Origin of the sequence: Micromonospora sp. NPDC093277 (assembly GCF_044765245.1) — a bacterium.
Lineage (GTDB): Bacteria > Actinomycetota > Actinomycetes > Mycobacteriales > Micromonosporaceae > Micromonospora.
The window spans coordinates 180,467-199,071 of record NZ_JBIWJO010000009.1 but is presented as its reverse complement, the minus strand read 5'-3'; the positions used below and the strand labels follow the sequence as shown (position 1 = coordinate 199,071).

Genomic DNA, 18,605 nt, shown 5'->3' with positions numbered 1-18,605 from the left:
GGAACGAGAGGCAGACCACGGTGGGACTAGTCGACGTGTTCGCCGAGCAGACCGCCCGACACCGAGACCGGACGGCCGTCGGCGGTCAGGGGACCGTACTCACCTACGGGCAACTTGCCGAAGCCGCCGACGACTTCGCGTACGAGCTGCGCGCGTTGCGGCGCGCGCTTCCCGGGCGGGTGAGTGACGACCGTCTCCGGGTGGTCCTCTCCGCCGCGAACTCTCCGCAGTACGTGGTCGCCTACCTCGGTTGCCTGCGGGCCGGCGCCGTACCGTTCCTCCTCGACCCGGTGCTCGGCCTCCAGGAACTGGCGGCCGTCCTCGACAGCTGCGCCGCCGATCTGCTGATTCAGCACCAGGCAGCCCGGTCACCCAGCCTGCGGCCGGTGGGCGAGATCGGCGGGTACCGGGTCAGCGAGGTCTCTCGGCCGCTGCCCGGCGAGGGCGTACGCCCGGAGCTGCATCCCACCACCGAGGTCTGCCGGTTCACCTCCGGTTCGACCGGCGTGCCCCACTGCATCGAGTTCTCCGGAACGGCCGTCCAAAACGCGGCGACGGCATGGAACGCCGCTTCCGGGATCGGCCCGGACGACCGGATCCTCTGTTTCGCCGGGCTGTTCAACGGCCTGGCGTTCAACACCTCCCTGCTGCCGGCTTTCCTGGCCGGTGCGGCACTCTGGCTACCGGCCGGCCTACCCACCGCCGGCCACGTGGCGCGCCACCTCCGTGAGATCCGGCCGACGCGGCTGACCGGATTCCCCGCACTCTACGAATCGCTGCTGCGCCGCGAAGCCGCGGTACCAGGTCTGGCCGACCTGCGGGTGGCGCTCTCCTCCGCAGCTCCGCTCGCCGCCGACACACTGATGCGGTTGCGGGACCGGCACGGCCTGACCGTCTGCAACTATTACGGCATAGCGGAAACCGGCCCGCTCACCTTCGATCCCGCCCCCACACCCGACGGTGGCCTCGGCTTCGCCCTGCCGGGTGTCGAGCTCCGGGCCGACCAGCCGCTGGACGGGCGGCAGGCCGGGGAGATCCGGGTCCGCAGCGGGTCGATGGGGACCAGCTACCTCAACGCCCCCGGGGCCTTCGCACAAAAGCTCGACGCGCAGGGCTGGTATCAGACGAGCGATCAGGGGCTGCTCCGGGACGGACGGCTGTTCCTGACGGGCCGGGCCGGCAAGGGGATCAACATCGGTGGCCGGAAGGTGGACGCGACGGAGGTGCGCGCAGCCCTGGCCTCGGTGCCCGGCGCGACCGAGGTGGTCGTGTTCACCGTGGACAAGGAAAACGGTGACCCAATGCTTGTCGCGGCGGTCAGCGGCCCGGTTACGGCCACGCCCCGACAGTTGCGCGCGCACTGCCACAGCCGGCTTGCACCGTACAAGGTCCCTGAACGGTTCCTGGTGCTGCCGGAAATGCCGGTCACCGGCCTGGGCAAACCCCGTATGAGCGCGCTGCGGGATCTGGCCCGCATCCACGCAGATCGAGCTGGCGAGATCCCTCTCCTGCAGCAAGAAAGGACGATCGATGACTGAGGACTACACGGCGACCCGGATCGTCGCGTTGGTCGTGACCGCCAGCGAGGGCACCGTTGCCGGCCCGGACCTGGCCGCGGAGGAGACACGCCTGACCGAACTCGGCCTCACCTCCCTGTCCTACTTGCGTCTCATCGATGCCATCGAGAACGAGTTCGGCGTCTACATCGACCTGGAGGAGGCGGACGGCAAGCTGGGCACGGTCCGCGAGCTGGCCGACTACGTCAGCGCGCAGGGCGGTGGCCATGGGGGCTGAACCACTACGGATCGGCGTCGTCGGGGCCGCCGGCCGGCTCGGCTCGCGGATTGTGGCGGAATGCCAACGGCAGGGTATACCGGTGCCGTTCGCCGCCATCCGCAACCACTGGCCCATGACCTGTGACGTCGACGTCGTCATCGACGCCAGCCGGGGCGAGGTGCTGCCGCGCACGGCAGAGCTGTGTCATCGGTCCGCGGCTGCCCTGGTGGTCTGCGCCTCCGACCTGACCGACGACGCCCCCGCCCTGCTGGCGGACCTCGCCCGTCGGGTCGCCGTGGTCAGGGCGGTCAACCTCTCCGTGGGCCACTGGATGCAGTGCCACCTGCTTACGGTCGCCGGCCGGATCGCCGCCCGGCTGCCGGGGCAGTCTCAACTCAGCGTGCTGGAGCGGCACCCTCCACGTAAGGTCGACCGGCCGTCCGCCTCAGCGACCACGATCGCGGCGAACTGGACCGCCGTCACCGGCCGACCCGTGGCCGAGGTGGCCTCCTACCGGGCGGGGCTGGCGGTCTGTGAGCACCGGGCCGACCTGTCCCTGGAGCACGAGACGCTCACCCTGCACCACGACGTACGCAGCCTGGACGCCGCGGTGTTCGGCGCCTTGCTGGCGGCCAGCTGGGCACGCGAGGCGCCGCCCGGGCTGGTGAGCGTCGCGGAGCTCTTCAACCATGCGTTCCTTCAGGAGGTTCGATGACCGCGCAGGACGCCCAACCGCTGTCCCCGGCCGCCGAGCGCCTTCGGGTCCAGATCGCGATCGCCGCCCGGTCGTTGTCGATCGGCGGGCACGATGACTTCAACCAGGGGCAGGTGTCCGCTCGCATTCCCGGCGCGGACGTCATGCTGATCAAGGGCGCGCTGACCGGGTTCGATGAATGCCGGCCGGACGACGTGCTGGTGGCCCCGGTCGACCATGCCGCCGCGGCACCCGCCATGGCACCACCAGAGCTTGCTCTGCACCAGGCGATATACACCGCCCGTCCCGACGTGCACGCCATCGTGCACAGCCACGCGCCATACACCCTCGTGTTCGGCGCCACGGACCTCGACATCCGCGCGGTATCGCACGACGGGGCGTGGTTCGAGGGCCGGATCCACCGCTTCACCATGACCAGCAACACGATTCTGGAGATGGCAACCGGACAGGCGGTGGCCAAGGCGTTGGGCGGCGACCCGGCGGTACTCCTGCGCAACCATGGCGGGGTGGTCGTCGGCAAGTCCATCAGACACGCCACGGTGACCGCGCACACCCTGGAACGGGCCTGCCATCTCCAACTCCTCGCCGAGCGGGTTCCCTCCGGCTACCACAGCTCGACAGTTGAGGACATCGCCGCCAAGAACGAGTTCATCTATGGTGATCTGGCTATCCGCTCATACTGGGAGTACTGCGTCCGACAGGTGGCGAGGCGGTGGCCGGAGGCCGGCGAGTGGCTGCCGACCAGGCCGGCGGCGCGCGGGTGAGCGTGCCTCGGACCTTCGCCTCTCCGGAGGAGGCGGACTTCTTCGCGCGGGTGGAACAGATCGCGGACGAGGAGTTGGCGCCCCGGGCGGCGACCGGTGAGGAGAGCGCCAGCTATCCGGCCGGCCTCGTCCGGATGCTCGGCGCGCTGGGGGTGTTCCGCCTGCCGTTTCCCGAGTGTCGAGGCGGGGCTGGGCGGTCGTACGAGTTCTACGTCCAAGTGGTGGAGCGGCTCGCTGCCGGGTGGCTTGCGGTGGCCGAGTCGGCGCACGTGCACGTCCTTGCCTGCCACGCCGTCTCCACCTTCGCCTCCGACGAGGTCCGCGACGCCCTGCTGGCGCGGATGCTCGGCGGGGAACTGCTGGGCGCCACCTGCATGTCCGAACCGGACGCCGGCTCGGACCTGACGTCGGTACGAACCCGAGCGGAGCGGCAGAACGGGCAGTACCTCGTCACCGGCACCAAGTCCTGGGTCACCCACGGCGGATTCGCTGACATCTACAGCGTCTACTGCCGCACCGGTGGGCCCGGCCCGGGTGGCATTTCCTGCCTGCTCGTCGACGCTGGCACGCCCGGCCTCCTTCCCGGCCCACCGGAGCGGAAGATGGGCGTCCGCGCGCTGCCCACCGCCGAGGTTCGCTTCGACGGTGTGCGGGTGTCCGACACCCGGATGTTGGGGCGCCGCAACCGGGGGATGCTGGTGGCCGCATCGACGTTCGACCACGGGCGTCTGGGCATCTCCGCCTGCGCCGTGGGAATCGCACAGGCAGCGCTCGACCACGCCTGCCGGTACGCCAGGGACAGCCCTCCGTCCGACGCCTCCGGCTTCTCCTCGCAAGGGATCTCCTTCCTACTGGCCGACATGGCCGCGCAGGTCGCTGCCGCGCGTGCGCTGCTGCTCTCCGTCGCCCGGATGAAGGACCAGGGGTTAGCCTTCTCCGCCGAAGCGGCGAAGTGCAAATTGTTCACGACCAATGTCGCAATGCGGGTGACGACCGATGCCGTACAGGTGCTGGGCGATACCGGCTACCGCTGCGACCAGCCCGTCGAGCGGCTACTTCGGGAAGCCAAGCTGCTCCAGATCATCGAGGGCACGAATCAGATCCAACGCATCGCCATCGCCAGAAGCCTGTGAACGCGACGGACGGGCCGGGGCCCGCGGAAAGGGAATACATGGGCGCGCTGAGATTCGGTTGTTTCATCTCCCCGCTGCACCGGCCCGGGGAGGATCCGGTCCTGCTGCTGCAGCGTGACCTGCGACTTGCGGAGCTCGCCGACGATCTCAACTTCGACGAGTTCTGGGTGGGTGAACACCACTCGGCCGGCTGGGGAACCATCACCTCTCCCGAGCTGTTCATCGCGGCCGCCGCCGAACGCACCCGACGTATCACGCTCGCCACCGGCGTGATGACGCTGCCATACCATCATCCCTTCATGGCCGCGGAGCGAGCCATGCAGCTGGACAACCTGACCAGGGGCCGGTTCATCCTCGGGGTCGGTGCCGGGTCGGTGCCCTCCGACATGCACATGTTGGGCATCGATCCCAGCGACACGCGTCGGCGCACCGAGGAGTCGCTGGAGACGATCCTGCCGCTGCTGCGCGGCGAGGTCGTCACGCGGGAAGCCGACTGGTTCCGGTTGCGCGACGCTCGGATACAACTCAGACCATTCCGGCCCGAGGGTTTCCCGGTGGCGGTGGCGAGCGCGATGTCGCCATTCGGCATGCGGCTGGCCGGACGCATGGGCGCCGATGTGCTCTCGTACGTGGCGCCCCCGTGGGGTATGGTTAGGCCCGGCCAAGGGTTGCCGATCAATCAACTCGCAGAGCAATGGGGCTACTACGAGGCGGCTGCACGAGATGCAGGGCATGAACCGTCGCGGCAATCGTGGCGCCTGCTGGTGCCGGTGCATGTTGCCGATAGCCGGCAGGAAGCTCTGGACGAGATTTTCGACGGGTGGCTGCGGCAACGCGCCGAGCTGTGGGCGGGAACCATGGGGATGCCGATGGCCACGAGCGACGCCAGTGCGCGTAAGGCGTTCGAGGCCACCGTGGAGGCAGGCGGAATCATCGCCGGTGACATCGACGACTGCATATCGCGGATCGGTCAGCTGGGAGCGCTTAGCGGCGGCTTTGGCTGTCTCCTGATCTCGGTCATGGACTGGGCAACCCCGGAACGGACCAACCGTAGCCTGGAGCGGTTCGCCCGGTTCGTCGCCCCGAACTTCCGGCACTCCATGGAGGGCGTGTTCGCAAGCAACGCCTGGGCCACCGCCCGCCGCGAGCACTTCCAGAATGCCCAGCAGACGGCACGGGTCGAGGCGATGCAGCTCGTCACCGAAACAGGGGATTGAACGTGGGCGTGGAAACCAGGACGCGTGAGGCACCCACCGCCGAGCGGGCTCAGATTCTCACCACCGACTTGTCGATCCTGACGGCATGTCAGTTCCTTTACTACGTGGGCCTCGCCGTGGATCTGACCCTCACCGCGGTGGTGGGCCTGCACCTGGCACCCCGTACGGCACTCGCCACGGTGCCGCTGACGTTAATGACCATCGTTGCCACGATCGCCTCGTACTTCGCCGGTTCGCTCAGCGTGCGCTGGGGGCACCGTCAAGTGCTGCTGGTCGGTGCAGTCTGCGCCGTGGTCGGTGGTCTCATCTCCGCATGGGCCACCATGACGCACTCCTTCGGGATGCTGTGCGTCGGGACTGCCGTGGTCGGCCTCTACAAGGCGACGGGCGGCTACTTCCGCTATCTCGCCGCAGACCGCGCCCCGGCGGACGGCCGGGCCCGGGCCCTGAGCATCGTGCTCTGCGGTGGTCTCGCTGCGGCGATCGTCGGCCCCTGGGCCGCGACGGCGACGAGTGGTCTACTGAAGGCCCAGTTCGCGGGCTCGTACCTGCTCGTATCGTTCCTCGCGGCGGCCGTGGTGCTGCTCGTGTCGAGGATCAGGGAGCGGCAGAAGATCGGCGGCGACGCCCCGAAGCCGGCCGTCAAGGCAGTACCGATCCGGGCGGCGATGGTGACCCAGGACTTCCGGTCGGCATTCCTGCTCCTCGGCACCGCGTCCGTGGCGATGACCATGCTCATGGCAATGGGCCCGATCGGCAGCAACCATGCCGGGCACACCCTGACCGCAAGTGCCCTGATGATTCAGTGGCACATGGTGGGCATGTTCGGCCCCTCGCTCTTCAGCGGCAGCGTCACCACCCGTTGGGGCCCTCAGTGGACGGGGCTGCTCGGTGCCGGCGTGCTCGCGGCGGGTGGCGTGGTGGGTGCGCTGGGGGAGAGCGTGCTGCTGTTCACGGTTTCGCTGGCGCTCGTCGGCGTCGGCTGGAACTTCCTGTTCATCGCCGGCACCACCTACGTGGTCCGGTGCTATCCACAGGGCGCGGGCGGCCGGGTCCAAGGCGCGGTGGAAGCGTCAGTGGGCGTCCTCGGCGCTACCGCGTCGCTGTCCGCGCCCGCCGTCTTCGCGGCAGCCGGCTGGCAGGGCACCAATGTCGTCACCGCAGTCCTCGCCGGCATCCTGCTCGTCTGGCTCGCCACCTCCGCTCTGCCCCGCCGCGAGCGGACGCTCGACGGGGCGGAGGCCTAGATGCCGGCGACGGAGGGTCCGCTTTCCTTCGGTCAGCTGTCAATCTGGCGCGATGTTCGCGCCCTGCCAGAGTCACGGTGGGCCGAGGCGAATGTCTGGGCGGTCTGGCCGCTGCCTACGGGCACGGGGGTGGCTGCCGTCCGGCGGAGCCTGGAACGGCTGGTCCGGCGGCACCCTGCATTACGGACGACGTACGAGCTGAGCGACCCCGACAACCCTCGTCAGATCGTGCACCACGGCGTCGACGTCGAGTGGGACCTCGTCGAGGCGGGGTCGCGAAGCATTGCGGCGGTGGTCGGTGAGCTGACCGCTGTTCCGTTCGACCTGACCCGCAGCCCCGCGTGGCGGGTCCGGCTGCTGACGTCCGGTGCTGACGTGGAGCATCTGGTGCTCGTCAACCACCACATCGTCGCCGACGGTGGCGGGCAAGCAGTCCTGCAGGCGGACCTGTCCGCGGCGCTGCGGGCAACGGCTGGCGAAGCTGCCGAGCAGGAGACGTACAGCCTGGTGACGATGGCCGAGGAGCAGCGGTCCGCGTCGTTTGCGGCGAAGAATGCGGCAGCGCTCCACAACTGGCGAGTCTGTCTGCCACCGGCCTGCGCCGGCGGCCAGGCACCGCCCGACGCGATCACCCTCCAGGCGAGCATCCAGCGCCCGGAACTGGCCGTCAACGTGCATAACCTGGCCCGACGACTCGACATCTCCCCGTCGAGCGTCTATCTGGCGGCCTACACCTCGACCATCTCGCGGGTGGCCGGGCTGTCATCCGTCCCCCTCCGGCTGATGTCCTCAAACCGGTTCAGCGCCCGGTGGGGCCGGTACGTCACGTCGATGAACCAGTGGGCCCCGGTGCAGTTCGACCTGCCCGCCAAAGGCGACCTTCCGGTCCTCGCCCGGCACATGCACAACATCGCGCTACGTACCTACCGGCTCGGCATGTACGACCCCGCGGCCTTGGCGCAATTCCGCCGAGAGCGACCGGACCTGTCCCGGGAAGTGGAGTCGGCCTGGGCGTTCAACCACATCACCGCCGATCGGTTGCCGCGCGGCAGCCGCGACGACGATCAAGAAGGTCCACAGCTGCGGTGGGAAGAGGCGTTCCATCGCTTCGGCCACCGTTGCTATCTACGCGCGTTCGACGACGGCACGCTGAGGTTGCGCGCCTGCGGGATGTCCCGGGAACTCGTCGCCGCGATCCTGACCGGTATGTGCGCGGTCCTCACCGCGGACCCGGATTCCACGATCGCGCATGTCGGCGGCGGCCACAGCGTGCCTGCCCGGCCAACTGCAGAAGGCGGCGGACATCTGGCGGCGCGCCTGCCGGGCTGAGCGACGCGAGCGGTCGAACGGAGACGCTTGCCCGGCAACGAGGCCGGAAGATCCAGTGCACACGTCGTACGAGGGAGAAACGTTCGGATGACCATCAAGGTCGGCATCAATGGCTTCGGTCGGATCGGCCGGAACTTCTTCCGGGCCGCGCTGCGCAGCGGCTCGGACGTCGAGATCGTCGGGGTCAACGACCTCGCCTCGACGGAGGTACTGTCGCACATGCTGAAGTACGATTCAGTGCTAGGCCCGCTGCAGGCCGACGTGGCCTACACCGAAGACTCGCTGACGATCGACGGCCGGACCATCCGCGCCACTGCGGAAACCTCTCCGGCCCTGCTTCCATGGGGCGACCTCGGGGTGGATGTCGTTATCGAGTCGACTGGGCGTTTCACCCAGGCCGACGACGCCCGGCAGCACCTGACCGCAGGCGCCCGGAAGGTGATCATTTCAGCACCGGCGAAGGGTGAGGACATCACCATCGTCATGGGAGTCAATGACGACAGTTACGAGCCGGAGAAGCACCACATCATCTCCAACGCCTCCTGCACCACGAACTGCGTTGCCCCGATGGTCAAGGTGCTGCTCGACAACTTCGGCATCGTCAGCGGCCTCATGACGACGATCCACGCGTACACCACCGAGCAGCAGTTGCTCGACCAGATCGCGCTCACCCGCAAGGGCAAGGTCGACCTTCGCCGTGCCCGTGCCGCGGCGGTGAACATCGCTCCGACGTCCACTGGTGCCGCCCAGGCCACCAGCCTGGTCATCCCTGAGGTGGAGGGCAAACTACGCGGCATGGCGTTCCGGGTGCCGGTGCCCACCGGCTCGGTCACCGACTTCATCGTGCAGGTGGAGCGTGAGACGACGGAGCAGGAGGTCAACGCCGTCTTCAAGGCCGCCGCCGAGGGACCGCTCAAGGGCGTACTTGCCTATACCGAGGATGAGATCGTTTCGAGCGACATCGTCAACTCCACGCCAAGCTGCACCATCGACGCCAAGCTGACCACAGTCAACAAGTCCCAGGTCAAGGTCATCGGCTGGTACGACAACGAGTGGGGCTATTCCAATCGGCTCGTGGACTTGGTGCAGCTAGTCAGTCGCTGACGGGCTGCGGCCGGCCCTCGCCCGTGTCGCGGGACCATCCCGCCCACGTCGGCTGCAACGCCACGTGGGCGGGGCCCCGCCCGGTCGATCCGGGCGTGAGCCGTAAGCGAGGGTCGCGCGGCCCTCCAAGGCGAGCTACATCACGGCGACCAGGTGTGTTCTGGCCCAGGCGATCCTCAAGGCGATGAGGTTACGCGGCTCCCTTTTCGAGCACGCGCACCAACAAGTACTTGGAGCCGGGTCGCTTTGCATCTCACGTAGCCGGGTGGCCTTTCCTGCTGGCCCTGGTCGCGGCGTCGGGCTTCGCCGTCCACTCGCTCGTCCGGACCGGAAGGAAGGCAACCAGATGGACGAGGTCCCGGACAACTACATCATCCCCGTACGTACCGTGCCCGGACGCCAGTCGCTGACCATACGGACCGGCCGGCTCCCACAAGGGCAGCGGGTGGGCCTCGCCTTTACCACTACCGACAAGCTTGCCAACACGTTGGGCGCGAACCAGCCGTGGACGCGGCTCTGCGAGTCGGCCCTACGGACCATGCTGGCCCCACTGGGCATTCACCGTATCCAGGTCGACCCTGCGCTTGCCGAGAATCTCGTCTGGCCTGGCTGTGGTCCGGTCAGCCTCCAGACGCCATCACAATCGGGGTCGGTCGCGGCCTAGTTCGCAGGGCCAGCAGCCGGGAGGATCGATAGTGACCGATTACACAGAACCACACTGGCAGTCATCAGGCCTGATCCTGATCGACATGCAGGTCGACTTCGCCGAGGGCGGCTCTTCACCAATCGCCGGAACCGCAGCCGTCGCTCCAAACGTAGCTCGGCTGAGCGCGGCCTTCCGAGCCGCCGGCCGCCCCGTCGTGCACGTCGTGCGGCTGTACGACCCGGCAGGAACCGATGTCGACCTGACACGCCGAGAGCTCATCGAGAGTGGTGCCCGCATTGTGGCCCCACGTTCAGCCGGGTCAGCGATCATCGCCGGCCTGGCGGCGTCCGACGACCCCTCCGCGTCTCTGCCCATCGATCCGGAGCCGCTGCTGGCCGGCCGCCCACTCGAACTCCGCGACCACGAAATCGTGCTGTTCAAACCGCGCTGGGGCGCGTTCTACCGGACCGTGCTCGAGACGTGGCTGCGTGAGCGGGACGTCGACACCGTGGTGGTCGCCGGCTGCAATCTGCCGAACTGCCCGCGCGCCACGCTGTTCGAAGCCAGCGAGCGCGACTTCCGCACGGTACTGGCTCCCGATTCGGCCTCACAGACCAGCCCGCAGCGGCTGGACGACCTGGCAGCAATCGGAGTCAACCTGGTGCCCGCCGACACGATCATCAAACGGGTCCAGTCCCCCGCCGTGGGCGTCTTGGCGTAGGCCGCCAGTCCCTACCCCAGTTCCGGGCCCGGTGCGACGCCGCCCGAGCGGGCAAGCGCGGGTACGAACAGCGCCGGCAGCGCGACCGCGGTCACCACGGTGCCTGCGGCGACGACCGCCAGGTAGGCGGCTGCGCGCAGTCTGTCCAGCACCGGTCCAGTGGCCGCCTCGGCACACCGCAGGCACTACAGCAGGCTGCAGTACGGATCCGGCAGTAGACGGTATCGATTCGCATCCGCCGCGGACCCTAGCGTCGGCGGGCATGAGATGGCTGACTGTTCTCACCGCACTCGTCCTCGCCGCCGTTTCGTCGGCGGCAGACCCCGACCCGATGCAACACGACGTCGACGCGATCCGGGCGCTCGGCGTGATGGGCGTCTCCGCCCGCGTGGCCACCGCTGATGGCCGGAGCCGGGTCCTCGTCAGTGGCGTCGCCGACCGGGTCAGCCGCCGGCCGATGCCGCGGGACGGCTACCTACGCATCGCCAGCACCCGCAAGACGTTCACCGCCACCGTGGTGCTGCAGCTCGCCGCCGAGGGCCGACTCTCACTCGACGACACCATCGAGCGCTGGCTACCGGGCGTCGTGCGCGGCAACGGCAACGACGGGCAACTCATCACGGTACGAGACCTGCTGCGCAACACCAGCGGCATCCACGACGACCTGCCCGGGTACGCGACGCCCGAGGAGTACAGGCAGATGCGCTTCGACGTGCACACCCGCGACGAGCTGGTGGCGCGGGCAATGGCGCACGCGCCGGACTTCGCGCCCGGCACCGGCTGGGGCTACTCGAACACCGGCATCCTGCTTGCCGACATGGTCATCGAGCGGGTCACCGGCCGTCCGCTGCGCACCGAGGTGACCGACCGAATCGTCCGGCCGCTCGGGCTGCGCCACACCATGTTCCCCGGCACCACGCCGGGACTGCCTGAGCCGCGCTCTCCGGCGTACCAGGTGTTCCCGGGCGGCGCAGTGGTCGATGTGACGGTTCAGGTATCCAGCGACCCGGATGGTGTCCTGGCCACCCCGGCCGACCTTGAAGTCTTCTTCCGCGCCCTGCTCGGCGGCCGGCTGCTGCCGCCCGCGCAACTCGCCGAGATGCAGGACACGATGCCGCTCGACGACGAGGTCGCATCCATCTGGCCCGGCGGGCGGTACGGCCTTGGCCTGGTCAGCCGCCCCCTACCCTGTGGCGGCCTGCGCTGGGGGCACGACGGGGGCGACGGCGGGTACATCACGGTGATCGGTGTCTCGGCTGACGGCCGTCGCAGCGCGGTGGTCTCGATGAACACCGCGCTCGGCGACGCGCCGGAGCGGCTCCTCGCGCAGCAGCGCGCGGCCGACGCGCTGGTCGGCAGAGCGCTGTGCCGGCGCTGAACCGGCGCCAGGGTGGTCCTACGGCCCGGTGGCAGGCGGTCACCACCAACATCACCACGGTACGCCCGATCCTCCGGCGTACCGCGGTGCTGCCGGTCGGCGTCCTGCGACTCTGCCTGTCCACGGCCCGAGGACATTCACATCTGCCACATTGGGATGTGATCACACCCAGGTGTATGGGCAATCGCGGTCGCGTCATCGCCGTACGCATGTTGTCCGTGCGCCCTTCAGATGAGATTCAAGCCAGCGTTCCGGCGTCGCCGAGCCATCGCTATATTCTCCTCCATCAATCAGGTCGTCGACTGTCGGACCGGAAACCCCGGCCGGCGGCGGTGACGCACAGTCAGGAGTAGGCCCGTGATCCCCCGTACCATCAGAGCCGCCGTCGCCGCGACGGCCGCACTCGTCGTTTCTCTCGCCGTCACCGGCGTACCGGCCGAGGCCACCCCGCCGAACATCCCTGCATACAGCACTGCCGTCAGCCGGCTGAACTCTCTCACCGTCGCCGCCGAGTCCCACCAGACCACCTACAGCCGTGACCTGTTCCCGCACTGGATCACCATCAGCGGTGCCTGCAACACCCGCGAGGAGGTCCTCAAGCGCGACGGCACCAACGTCAAGGTCGACAGCAGCTGCTACCCGACCTCCGGATCCTGGTACAGCCCGTACGACGGTGCGACCTGGACGAACCCCGCCGACATCGACATCGACCACATGGTCCCCCTCGCCGAAGCCTGGCGCTCCGGGGCCTGGGCATGGACCACCTCCGCCCGCCAGACCTACGCCAACGACCTCGGCGGTCCCGAGCTGTGGGCCGTCACCGACAGCGTCAACCAGGCAAAGGGCGACAAGGACCCGGCCAAGTGGAAGCCCTCGCGAACGGCCTTCCACTGCACCTACGCCAGGGCCTGGATCCAGGCGAAGTGGTACTACAACCTCTCCGTCGACAGCGCGGAGAAGTCCGCGCTCAACACCATGCTCGGCACCTGCTGACCGTAGGTCTTCACGCGGGTCGAGTTACGCCAAGCTCGGCCCGCAACACGATGTGACGTACCTGTTGACATCCTCCTCGCCCTAAAGCGGGGAGGAGGATGTCAATGCGGACTTCCGGCCTGCCGGCGCTGGGCTGTCGAAGTCGTGCTGTCCGCGCCGGCTTGCCTCCGGGGAATGGGAACCAGATGGGCCAGGCACAGCGACGGCTGAACGAACGGTTCCAATCGGTCGGCAACCAGCGGCGCCCGCACCTCCGCCAGTACCCCACGCATCAGACCCAGGTGCAACGAGCAGACGACGTCGCGGTGTTGCTCGGCGACTTCCCGGAACGGGCAGTGGCGCAACGGAATCACCGGGTTCGCGGGATCAGCCGGCTCACCCGGCGCAAAACCGGCGTCGGCGAGTACGGCCGACAGGCGGCGTACACCCTCTGCGGCGTCGATCCGCTTCGACGGTGCCGGCCGGTCGGCCAGGTAGCGTCCCCATGCCTCGCCGGCCGTCACGGCGGCCCGGTCAGGTTCGGGCAGCGTGTCGGTGACAAGGCTGGTCAACATCTCGGCCAGCAGCCGATAGCTGCGCTGGCCGACCGACACGTTGCTGGCGGTCGCGCGATACACGATCCGGGGGCGGCCGGGAAGGCTGCGATCCTCGGCCTCCCGCTCGGCAAGGCCCGCTTCCACCAATCCGTCCAGGTGGAAGCGGGCGGTGTTTCGGTGCAAGCCGCTGCGCTCCGCGACGTCCTGGACCGCCACCGGCTCTCCGGCCGCGCGTAGCACCTCCAGCACCTGGCCGCGGCTCCTGCCCAGGGCCGGGGTCGGGTCGGGATCGTTCACTGTCTGCCCGGACATGCAGCTAGTTTAGCCGAAACAAATTGGTAGAAACCACGTGACCTGCGGCGGCCAGCAGCGAGGCGTGCGTCGGCGTCGAGGCTCCGGCAGCCTCACGCGACCCTTGAGCCTTCGACGCGCGAATGCAGAGCGGGGCCGAGGAAGAACCTCGGCCCCGCTCGCAGTCGCGTCAGCCCTGCCGTCGGCGGATCGAATTCCAGAGCGCCGCGGCGGCGGCGGTGAGCGCCGCCGCCTCGGCGAGCACGCAGAGCACATCGATGACGCCGGCCGACTCGGGCTCGCCCGCATCCGGGCCGAAGGGAAGTCCGACCGTACGGCTGAGGGCCCACAGGGAGATCGCGGCGGCGTTGGCCAGCACGCCGAGGATGAACAGCCAACGACGCCGGACGGTCCAGACGGCGGCGGCCCAGATCAGCTGGAACGCCCCGAGCAGCGTGAAGAACACGGCGTACCAGACCCACTCACTCCGATGTTCCGGCACCACGGCGTAGTGGATCAATCCGGCCAGCACCGAGGAGCCGGCGGCGATCGCCAACGGTGCGCTGTTCCGCAGCGCCGTGACCGTGGTGGCCGGCTCGGCCGGACGCGGTGCGGCGGTGGTGTCGTGGGTCGTGGCGCTCACTTGTTGCCTCCTACCTCGAAGATGCCGAGCGCACCGCGGGACATGTTCATCATCTTGTGTGTGATGAAGGGGTAGGTCCCGGCGTCGGGGAGGGTGAATTCGACGAAGCCGCCCTGGGTGGGCTGCAGGTCGAGGGTCTGCGAGCCCCCGTGTGCGGCGTTGCCGGGCTGCAGCAGGTAGGCGCCCTCCTTCCACACCGTGTCGAAGATCGTGCCGACGACGTGGAAGGCCATGTTCTCGTTGGGGCCGGCATCGTCGAGCCAGACCCGCACGCGGGAACCGGGAGCGACCTTGATCGGGGCGAAGGCGTACTGGTTGTAGTAGCCGTTGAAGACGACCGCGTCATCGGTGCCCGCCATCATCTTCTTCAGGTCGGCGGGCTGGCCCTGCGGCCCGAGGTGCAGCTCGGACTGGACGAGGACGAGTTCCTTGTCCACCTTGGCGAGGTTCGGCGGGTCGACGACGACGGCGCCGTACATGCCGTTGCCCATGTGGTAGATCATCGGATCGGCCCCGCAGTGGTACGTGAAGATGCCGGCGAACTGCGCCTTGAACTGGTAGTCCAGCGACTCGCCCGGCTTGATCGTCCGCATCTGGACGTTCGGCGCGACCTTGGAGGCGTGGAAGTCGATGGAGTGCTCCATCGTGCCGTCGTTGATCAGGTGGATGTTGAAGACGTCACCGACCCTGCCGTGCAGCACCGGGCCGGGCGCGGTTCCGTTGTAGGTCCACCGGACCTGCTTGACGCCGGGCGCAACCTCCATGGCTTTTTCCTGGACGCGCAGGGTGACGTTGTGCGCCGTACCTCCTTCTGCGGGTTGGAGCGTGGGGTCGACCGCCTTCCAATCGGCGGAGGGCTTGGCGTTGGCATCGATCGTCGCGTCGTTGGCGTCGGCGGCGGTGCCGGCGCCTGCGCCGGCGCCGCCATCCGCCTCGGCGTGCGGGTGCTCGCCCTCGACGTTGACCGCGAGCACCATGCCCGCGTCCTTGTGGCCCGCCACCAGGCACCATGCCTGGGTCGACTTGGTGATCACGCCCCAGCGCAAGGTCATCGACCGGCCCGGGTCGAGCATCGCCGTGTCCGCGCCCTCCAGCGCGAGCGTGTGCTGCTGGGTTCCCTTGTTGAACACGTTGACCGTCACGTCGGCGCCGCTAGGCACGTTGATCGCGGAGGGCTTGACGTACATCTCGCCCAGCTCGATGTCGAAGGTGAGTTTCGTGCCGGCACCAGCAGCGGAGTGGTGGCCGGCGCCCGCGGTCGAGGTGTTCCCCGAAGCGGCCAGGTGCAGGCCGCCGCCGGGCGCGAGCCCGACCAGGACGAATCCGACGAGCAGGCCCAGCGCGATGCCGCCGGTGAGCATCGGGAACAGGGACGGGAGCCAGGCCGCGATGCCACGGCGCCCGCCCGAGGGCGAGGGTGTGGCGTCCGGGGGGTTCGGTACCGGGGGGCTTGCTGAGTTCGTGGGCACGGCAGACCTCCAAATCGCATGACATGCCGCAGTGGGTGAGAAGACGTGGGGACGGGCTGCTGAGCGAGGGCCGGAACCCGCGGGTCAGGAGACGCGCATCGCGGTGACCAGGCCAAACATTCCCTGATCCCCTTCGGCGTGCGGGAAGATGTGGCAGTGGAACGCCCAGATGCCCTTGGCGTCGGCGTGGACCAGCACGGTGTAGCGCTCACCGGGTGACACCGGGACGGTGTCGGCCTTGTAGGGCGCTGGTAGCGGGAACCCGTCCTTGGCGATCACCAACTGATCGAGCCCGTGCAGGTGCATCGGGTGCTCCATGGTGCCCGCGTTGATGTACGTGATCTCGACCCAGTCACCGAGGTGCGCGTCGACCGGCTTGGTGGCCGGGAACGACTTCCCATTGATCGTCATGCCGATCGTGCCGGCGTCCTGCAACTGCATCAGCACGACCTGCTTCGGCCTGATGTTGTCCGGCGTCGGGATCTCACCCACCTCGATCCCGCCGTACAGGCCGCTGGTCACCTGCTTGGTGCCGTCGTGGTGCGAGTGGTACCAGGTGACCATCGGTCGGGTGGCGTCCCAGGTGTACGAGAAGCTCTCGCCCGGAGGGATCGGGTCCTGTGTCATGTTCGACACGCCGTCCATGGCGTTGGGCACCTGCATGCCGTGCCAGTGCACGCTGGTCGACTCGGGGAGCTTGTTCTCGACCACGATCTTGACCTTGTCGCCGACGTTTACGTGGATCGTCGGGCCCGGGACCGTCCCGTTGAAGGCCCAGGCGTCGACGGTCTTGCCCGGCTCGATCTCCCATTTCGTCGGCGCGGCGGTGAGGTGGAACTCCTTGGTGCCGTCGGGGAGCACGGTGGGCGTGAGGTCTTTGCCGCCTTCGCCCTGGGTGGCCGCCGGGAACGACTTGTCCCGCTTGGCCATCTGCTCGTCCATGGTCTTCCAGTCCATGGCTGAGCCGCTGTCCGATCCGGACGTCGAGGACGACTCGGATGAGGTCGGGGCGTCCGTCGTCGCGCCACTGTCGGCCGTGACGGACGCCGCGCCCGGGGCGAGCCAGACCGGGACCGCGAGGGCGGCGGCGAATGCCACCGCCATGGTCAAGAGCTGCCGTCTCACCATGAACACCTTCTTCGGACGACGTTTAAACCAGTCACATTGTTTTTACTACTCCGATTGGGAAAAGTGAATGGGACGGCCGTCACACTGCTCGCCTCGGCCGGCTTCCGGTGGTGTGGTGCCGCGTCGTGCGCCCGCCCCGGACTGAAGGGTGGCCGGACGGTCGGTCGCGGAGCGGGATCCGCCAACGGCCGGAATCACGGCGAGCGGAGGGCGTTCTGGACGGCCCGGTCCCAGCTGGTCGCGAGTTCACCACGGAGCCGGTCTCTCCCACCGGCGGCTCACCCCTGTGCGAAGCCGTCGCGCTCGGCGCCGCGACCGGCCTTGCGACTGTCGCCGGGCCAGCCGACCTTCCCCGCGATGCACATGGCCGAGAGAGCAATCATCCGGCCGGGCGGGCACGCGCCAGCCAGGTGGTGAGCCCTTGGCTGGCGTCCTCGCCGAGGGCTGTCGCCGCTCGGGCGGCCAACGTGACAAGCTCGGTGCGCTGCGCAGCGGTGACCGACAGCTGCGGCTGGGGGTTGCGACGCCAGGTCGTTTCCCGCGCCACCGCCCGCACCAGCGGCGCGTCATCGTCCAGCTAAACGGCAACATCAGAGTCGTGGCCGACCCGGACCAGCCCGGTCAACGCCACCACCCGCAGCCCGGGCCGCCGCGACCTCGCTAACCGGCGCAGGACATCGAGCCGACGGGCACAGACCGCCTCACGGCCCCGCAGCGACTACGAGACCCTCGTCCTGGACCACAGCGAGGCCGGCGGCCAGTCAGTGCTATCGGAAGATGCGGTCGTCGTTTTCGAGAAGCGTCACGGGTTCACGCTGCCGTCCACTTGCGGCCGAAGGTGACGGCCTCGCGGACGAGCCTCGGCGACTTCTCCGCAAGCTCCGAATCTGGCCGAGCTCCCAGCGCGTCATTGATGGTGGAGAAGGCCAGCCGGAACGCGATCCAGGTCGTCGCCTCGAAGATCTCCTGGTCGTTGAGGCCCGCGTCGCGTAAGCGGTCCATGTGGGCCTGGGTCGTGGCATTCGGATCCTGGACGACCTGACGGGACCAAGCGGCGAGTGCGGCCTCCCGCTCGGACAGGTCACCGTCAGCGCCTTGCAGCACCTTTGCGGCGGTCGCCTCGTCACTGAGTTCGGCCAGCCTGGATCCCCAGGCGAGTGCACAGTAGGCGTCGCTTCGGGCGGCGGCGGTGGCAGTGACCATGACGGCTACTTCCCTCGGAGACAGGCCCGACGCGGCCAGGAGATCGGCGCGCAGCGCCTGGAAGGATGCCAGCACGTCAGGGCGCCAGGACCAGACGCGAGTGAGGTTGTTGACGTAGCCGTCGGAGTTGAGATCAGCCTCGTAGGCGGCAGTCACCGCCGGGCTCTGCGGCGGATCGGTGAGGAACGCAACGGGACGGTTCATCGGGCCAGCGTGCTGCATCGAGCGACCATCCGACGACTGATCAGCGACAGTTCGGGTGTCGGATTCTTCTACTGCGGGTCGTTGTTCACTGCCAGTCGCAGTGGGGCG

General features: G+C 68.6%; 21 protein-coding genes. 14 read left to right on the top strand and 7 right to left on the bottom strand.

Annotation, left to right across the window (positions count from 1 at the left end; genetic code table 11):
* The first annotated feature begins 20 nt into the window (after positions 1 to 20).
* From ACIRG9_RS21285 to ACIRG9_RS21235, 11 genes are all read left to right on the top strand, one after another.
* Positions 21 to 1,538 carry a class I adenylate-forming enzyme family protein gene (locus ACIRG9_RS21285; protein WP_402858404.1) on the top strand — a complete coding sequence of 506 codons (1,518 nt, stop codon included), beginning with the start codon at positions 21 to 23 and terminating at the stop codon, positions 1,536 to 1,538.
* The gene (locus tag ACIRG9_RS21280; RefSeq protein ID WP_402858401.1) at positions 1,531 to 1,794 is read left to right on the top strand and encodes an acyl carrier protein; all 264 of its coding nucleotides are present in this window, start codon (positions 1,531 to 1,533) and stop codon (positions 1,792 to 1,794) included. The genes ACIRG9_RS21285 and ACIRG9_RS21280 overlap by 8 nt, the downstream gene beginning before the upstream one ends.
* A complete protein-coding gene (locus ACIRG9_RS21275; RefSeq protein ID WP_402858398.1) occupies positions 1,784 to 2,491 on the top strand; it encodes a dihydrodipicolinate reductase C-terminal domain-containing protein in 708 nt (235 codons plus the stop codon). The genes ACIRG9_RS21280 and ACIRG9_RS21275 overlap by 11 nt, the downstream gene beginning before the upstream one ends.
* Positions 2,488 to 3,255 carry a class II aldolase/adducin family protein gene (locus tag ACIRG9_RS21270; RefSeq protein ID WP_402858395.1) on the top strand — a complete coding sequence of 256 codons (768 nt, stop codon included), beginning with the start codon at positions 2,488 to 2,490 and terminating at the stop codon, positions 3,253 to 3,255. Before ACIRG9_RS21275 ends, ACIRG9_RS21270 begins: the two co-directional genes overlap by 4 nt.
* Entirely contained in the window at positions 3,252 to 4,388 is a 1,137-nt protein-coding gene (locus ACIRG9_RS21265) for an acyl-CoA dehydrogenase family protein (RefSeq protein ID WP_402858392.1), read from the top strand. The genes ACIRG9_RS21270 and ACIRG9_RS21265 overlap by 4 nt, the downstream gene beginning before the upstream one ends.
* On the top strand, positions 4,385 to 5,605 hold the full coding sequence (locus ACIRG9_RS21260) for an LLM class flavin-dependent oxidoreductase (protein ID WP_402858389.1): 1,221 nt from the start codon (positions 4,385 to 4,387) through the stop codon (positions 5,603 to 5,605). Before ACIRG9_RS21265 ends, ACIRG9_RS21260 begins: the two co-directional genes overlap by 4 nt.
* A gap of 8 nt (positions 5,606 to 5,613) precedes the next feature.
* Positions 5,614 to 6,852, top strand: coding sequence for an MFS transporter (locus tag ACIRG9_RS21255; protein ID WP_402858386.1), 1,239 nt, complete (start codon positions 5,614 to 5,616; stop codon positions 6,850 to 6,852).
* Complete coding sequence (locus tag ACIRG9_RS21250; protein WP_402858383.1) at positions 6,853 to 8,181, top strand: condensation domain-containing protein; 1,329 nt, start codon at positions 6,853 to 6,855, stop codon at positions 8,179 to 8,181.
* 87 nt (positions 8,182 to 8,268) lie between these two features.
* A complete protein-coding gene (gap, locus tag ACIRG9_RS21245) occupies positions 8,269 to 9,285 on the top strand; it encodes a type I glyceraldehyde-3-phosphate dehydrogenase (protein ID WP_402858381.1) in 1,017 nt (338 codons plus the stop codon).
* 346 nt (positions 9,286 to 9,631) lie between these two features.
* Positions 9,632 to 9,949 carry an SAV_915 family protein gene (locus ACIRG9_RS21240; protein ID WP_402858378.1) on the top strand — a complete coding sequence of 106 codons (318 nt, stop codon included), beginning with the start codon at positions 9,632 to 9,634 and terminating at the stop codon, positions 9,947 to 9,949.
* A gap of 31 nt (positions 9,950 to 9,980) precedes the next feature.
* Positions 9,981 to 10,652 carry a cysteine hydrolase family protein gene (locus ACIRG9_RS21235; RefSeq protein WP_402858374.1) on the top strand — a complete coding sequence of 224 codons (672 nt, stop codon included), beginning with the start codon at positions 9,981 to 9,983 and terminating at the stop codon, positions 10,650 to 10,652.
* A gap of 11 nt (positions 10,653 to 10,663) precedes the next feature.
* Here the strand turns inward: ACIRG9_RS21235 and ACIRG9_RS21230 are convergent, their stop codons facing one another.
* Positions 10,664 to 10,804 (bottom strand): hypothetical protein, encoded by a 141-nt coding sequence (locus ACIRG9_RS21230; RefSeq protein ID WP_402858371.1) that lies wholly within the window; start codon positions 10,802 to 10,804, stop codon positions 10,664 to 10,666.
* A gap of 110 nt (positions 10,805 to 10,914) precedes the next feature.
* Here ACIRG9_RS21230 and ACIRG9_RS21225 point away from each other — a divergent pair, with 110 nt between their 5' ends.
* Positions 10,915 to 12,030 (top strand): serine hydrolase domain-containing protein, encoded by a 1,116-nt coding sequence (locus tag ACIRG9_RS21225; protein WP_402858368.1) that lies wholly within the window; start codon positions 10,915 to 10,917, stop codon positions 12,028 to 12,030.
* 360 nt (positions 12,031 to 12,390) lie between these two features.
* Positions 12,391 to 13,023, top strand: coding sequence for an HNH endonuclease family protein (locus tag ACIRG9_RS21220; RefSeq protein ID WP_402858784.1), 633 nt, complete (start codon positions 12,391 to 12,393; stop codon positions 13,021 to 13,023).
* A 101-nt stretch (positions 13,024 to 13,124) separates the two neighbouring features.
* Here ACIRG9_RS21220 and ACIRG9_RS21215 read toward each other — a convergent pair whose 3' ends face one another.
* The 4 genes from ACIRG9_RS21215 to ACIRG9_RS21200 all read right to left on the bottom strand — a co-directional run bounded on the left by ACIRG9_RS21215 (position 13,125) and on the right by ACIRG9_RS21200 (position 16,919).
* Positions 13,125 to 13,871, bottom strand: coding sequence for a helix-turn-helix transcriptional regulator (locus ACIRG9_RS21215; RefSeq protein ID WP_402858365.1), 747 nt, complete (start codon positions 13,869 to 13,871; stop codon positions 13,125 to 13,127).
* Positions 13,872 to 14,040: 169 nt separating this feature from the next.
* Positions 14,041 to 14,493: a hypothetical protein gene (locus ACIRG9_RS21210; protein ID WP_402858361.1), complete on the bottom strand. Its 453-nt coding sequence runs from the start codon at positions 14,491 to 14,493 to the stop codon at positions 14,041 to 14,043.
* Positions 14,490 to 15,854 carry a multicopper oxidase domain-containing protein gene (locus tag ACIRG9_RS21205; RefSeq protein ID WP_402858358.1) on the bottom strand — a complete coding sequence of 455 codons (1,365 nt, stop codon included), beginning with the start codon at positions 15,852 to 15,854 and terminating at the stop codon, positions 14,490 to 14,492. The genes ACIRG9_RS21210 and ACIRG9_RS21205 overlap by 4 nt, the downstream gene beginning before the upstream one ends.
* 192 nt (positions 15,855 to 16,046) lie before the next feature.
* Positions 16,047 to 16,919 (bottom strand): multicopper oxidase family protein, encoded by an 873-nt coding sequence (locus ACIRG9_RS21200; protein ID WP_402858355.1) that lies wholly within the window; start codon positions 16,917 to 16,919, stop codon positions 16,047 to 16,049.
* Between ACIRG9_RS21200 and ACIRG9_RS21195 the strand changes: the two genes are divergently transcribed.
* Positions 16,918 to 17,157 (top strand): hypothetical protein, encoded by a 240-nt coding sequence (locus ACIRG9_RS21195; RefSeq protein WP_402858352.1) that lies wholly within the window; start codon positions 16,918 to 16,920, stop codon positions 17,155 to 17,157. The two genes, ACIRG9_RS21200 and ACIRG9_RS21195, sit on opposite strands and share 2 nt — an antisense overlap.
* 312 nt (positions 17,158 to 17,469) lie before the next feature.
* Here ACIRG9_RS21195 and ACIRG9_RS21190 read toward each other — a convergent pair whose 3' ends face one another.
* Both ACIRG9_RS21190 and ACIRG9_RS21185 read right to left on the bottom strand, forming a co-directional pair.
* Positions 17,470 to 17,637, bottom strand: coding sequence for a hypothetical protein (locus ACIRG9_RS21190; RefSeq protein ID WP_402858349.1), 168 nt, complete (start codon positions 17,635 to 17,637; stop codon positions 17,470 to 17,472).
* 263 nt (positions 17,638 to 17,900) lie between these two features.
* Positions 17,901 to 18,497 (bottom strand): carboxymuconolactone decarboxylase family protein, encoded by a 597-nt coding sequence (locus ACIRG9_RS21185; RefSeq protein WP_402858346.1) that lies wholly within the window; start codon positions 18,495 to 18,497, stop codon positions 17,901 to 17,903.
* Positions 18,498 to 18,605 lie beyond the last annotated feature (108 nt).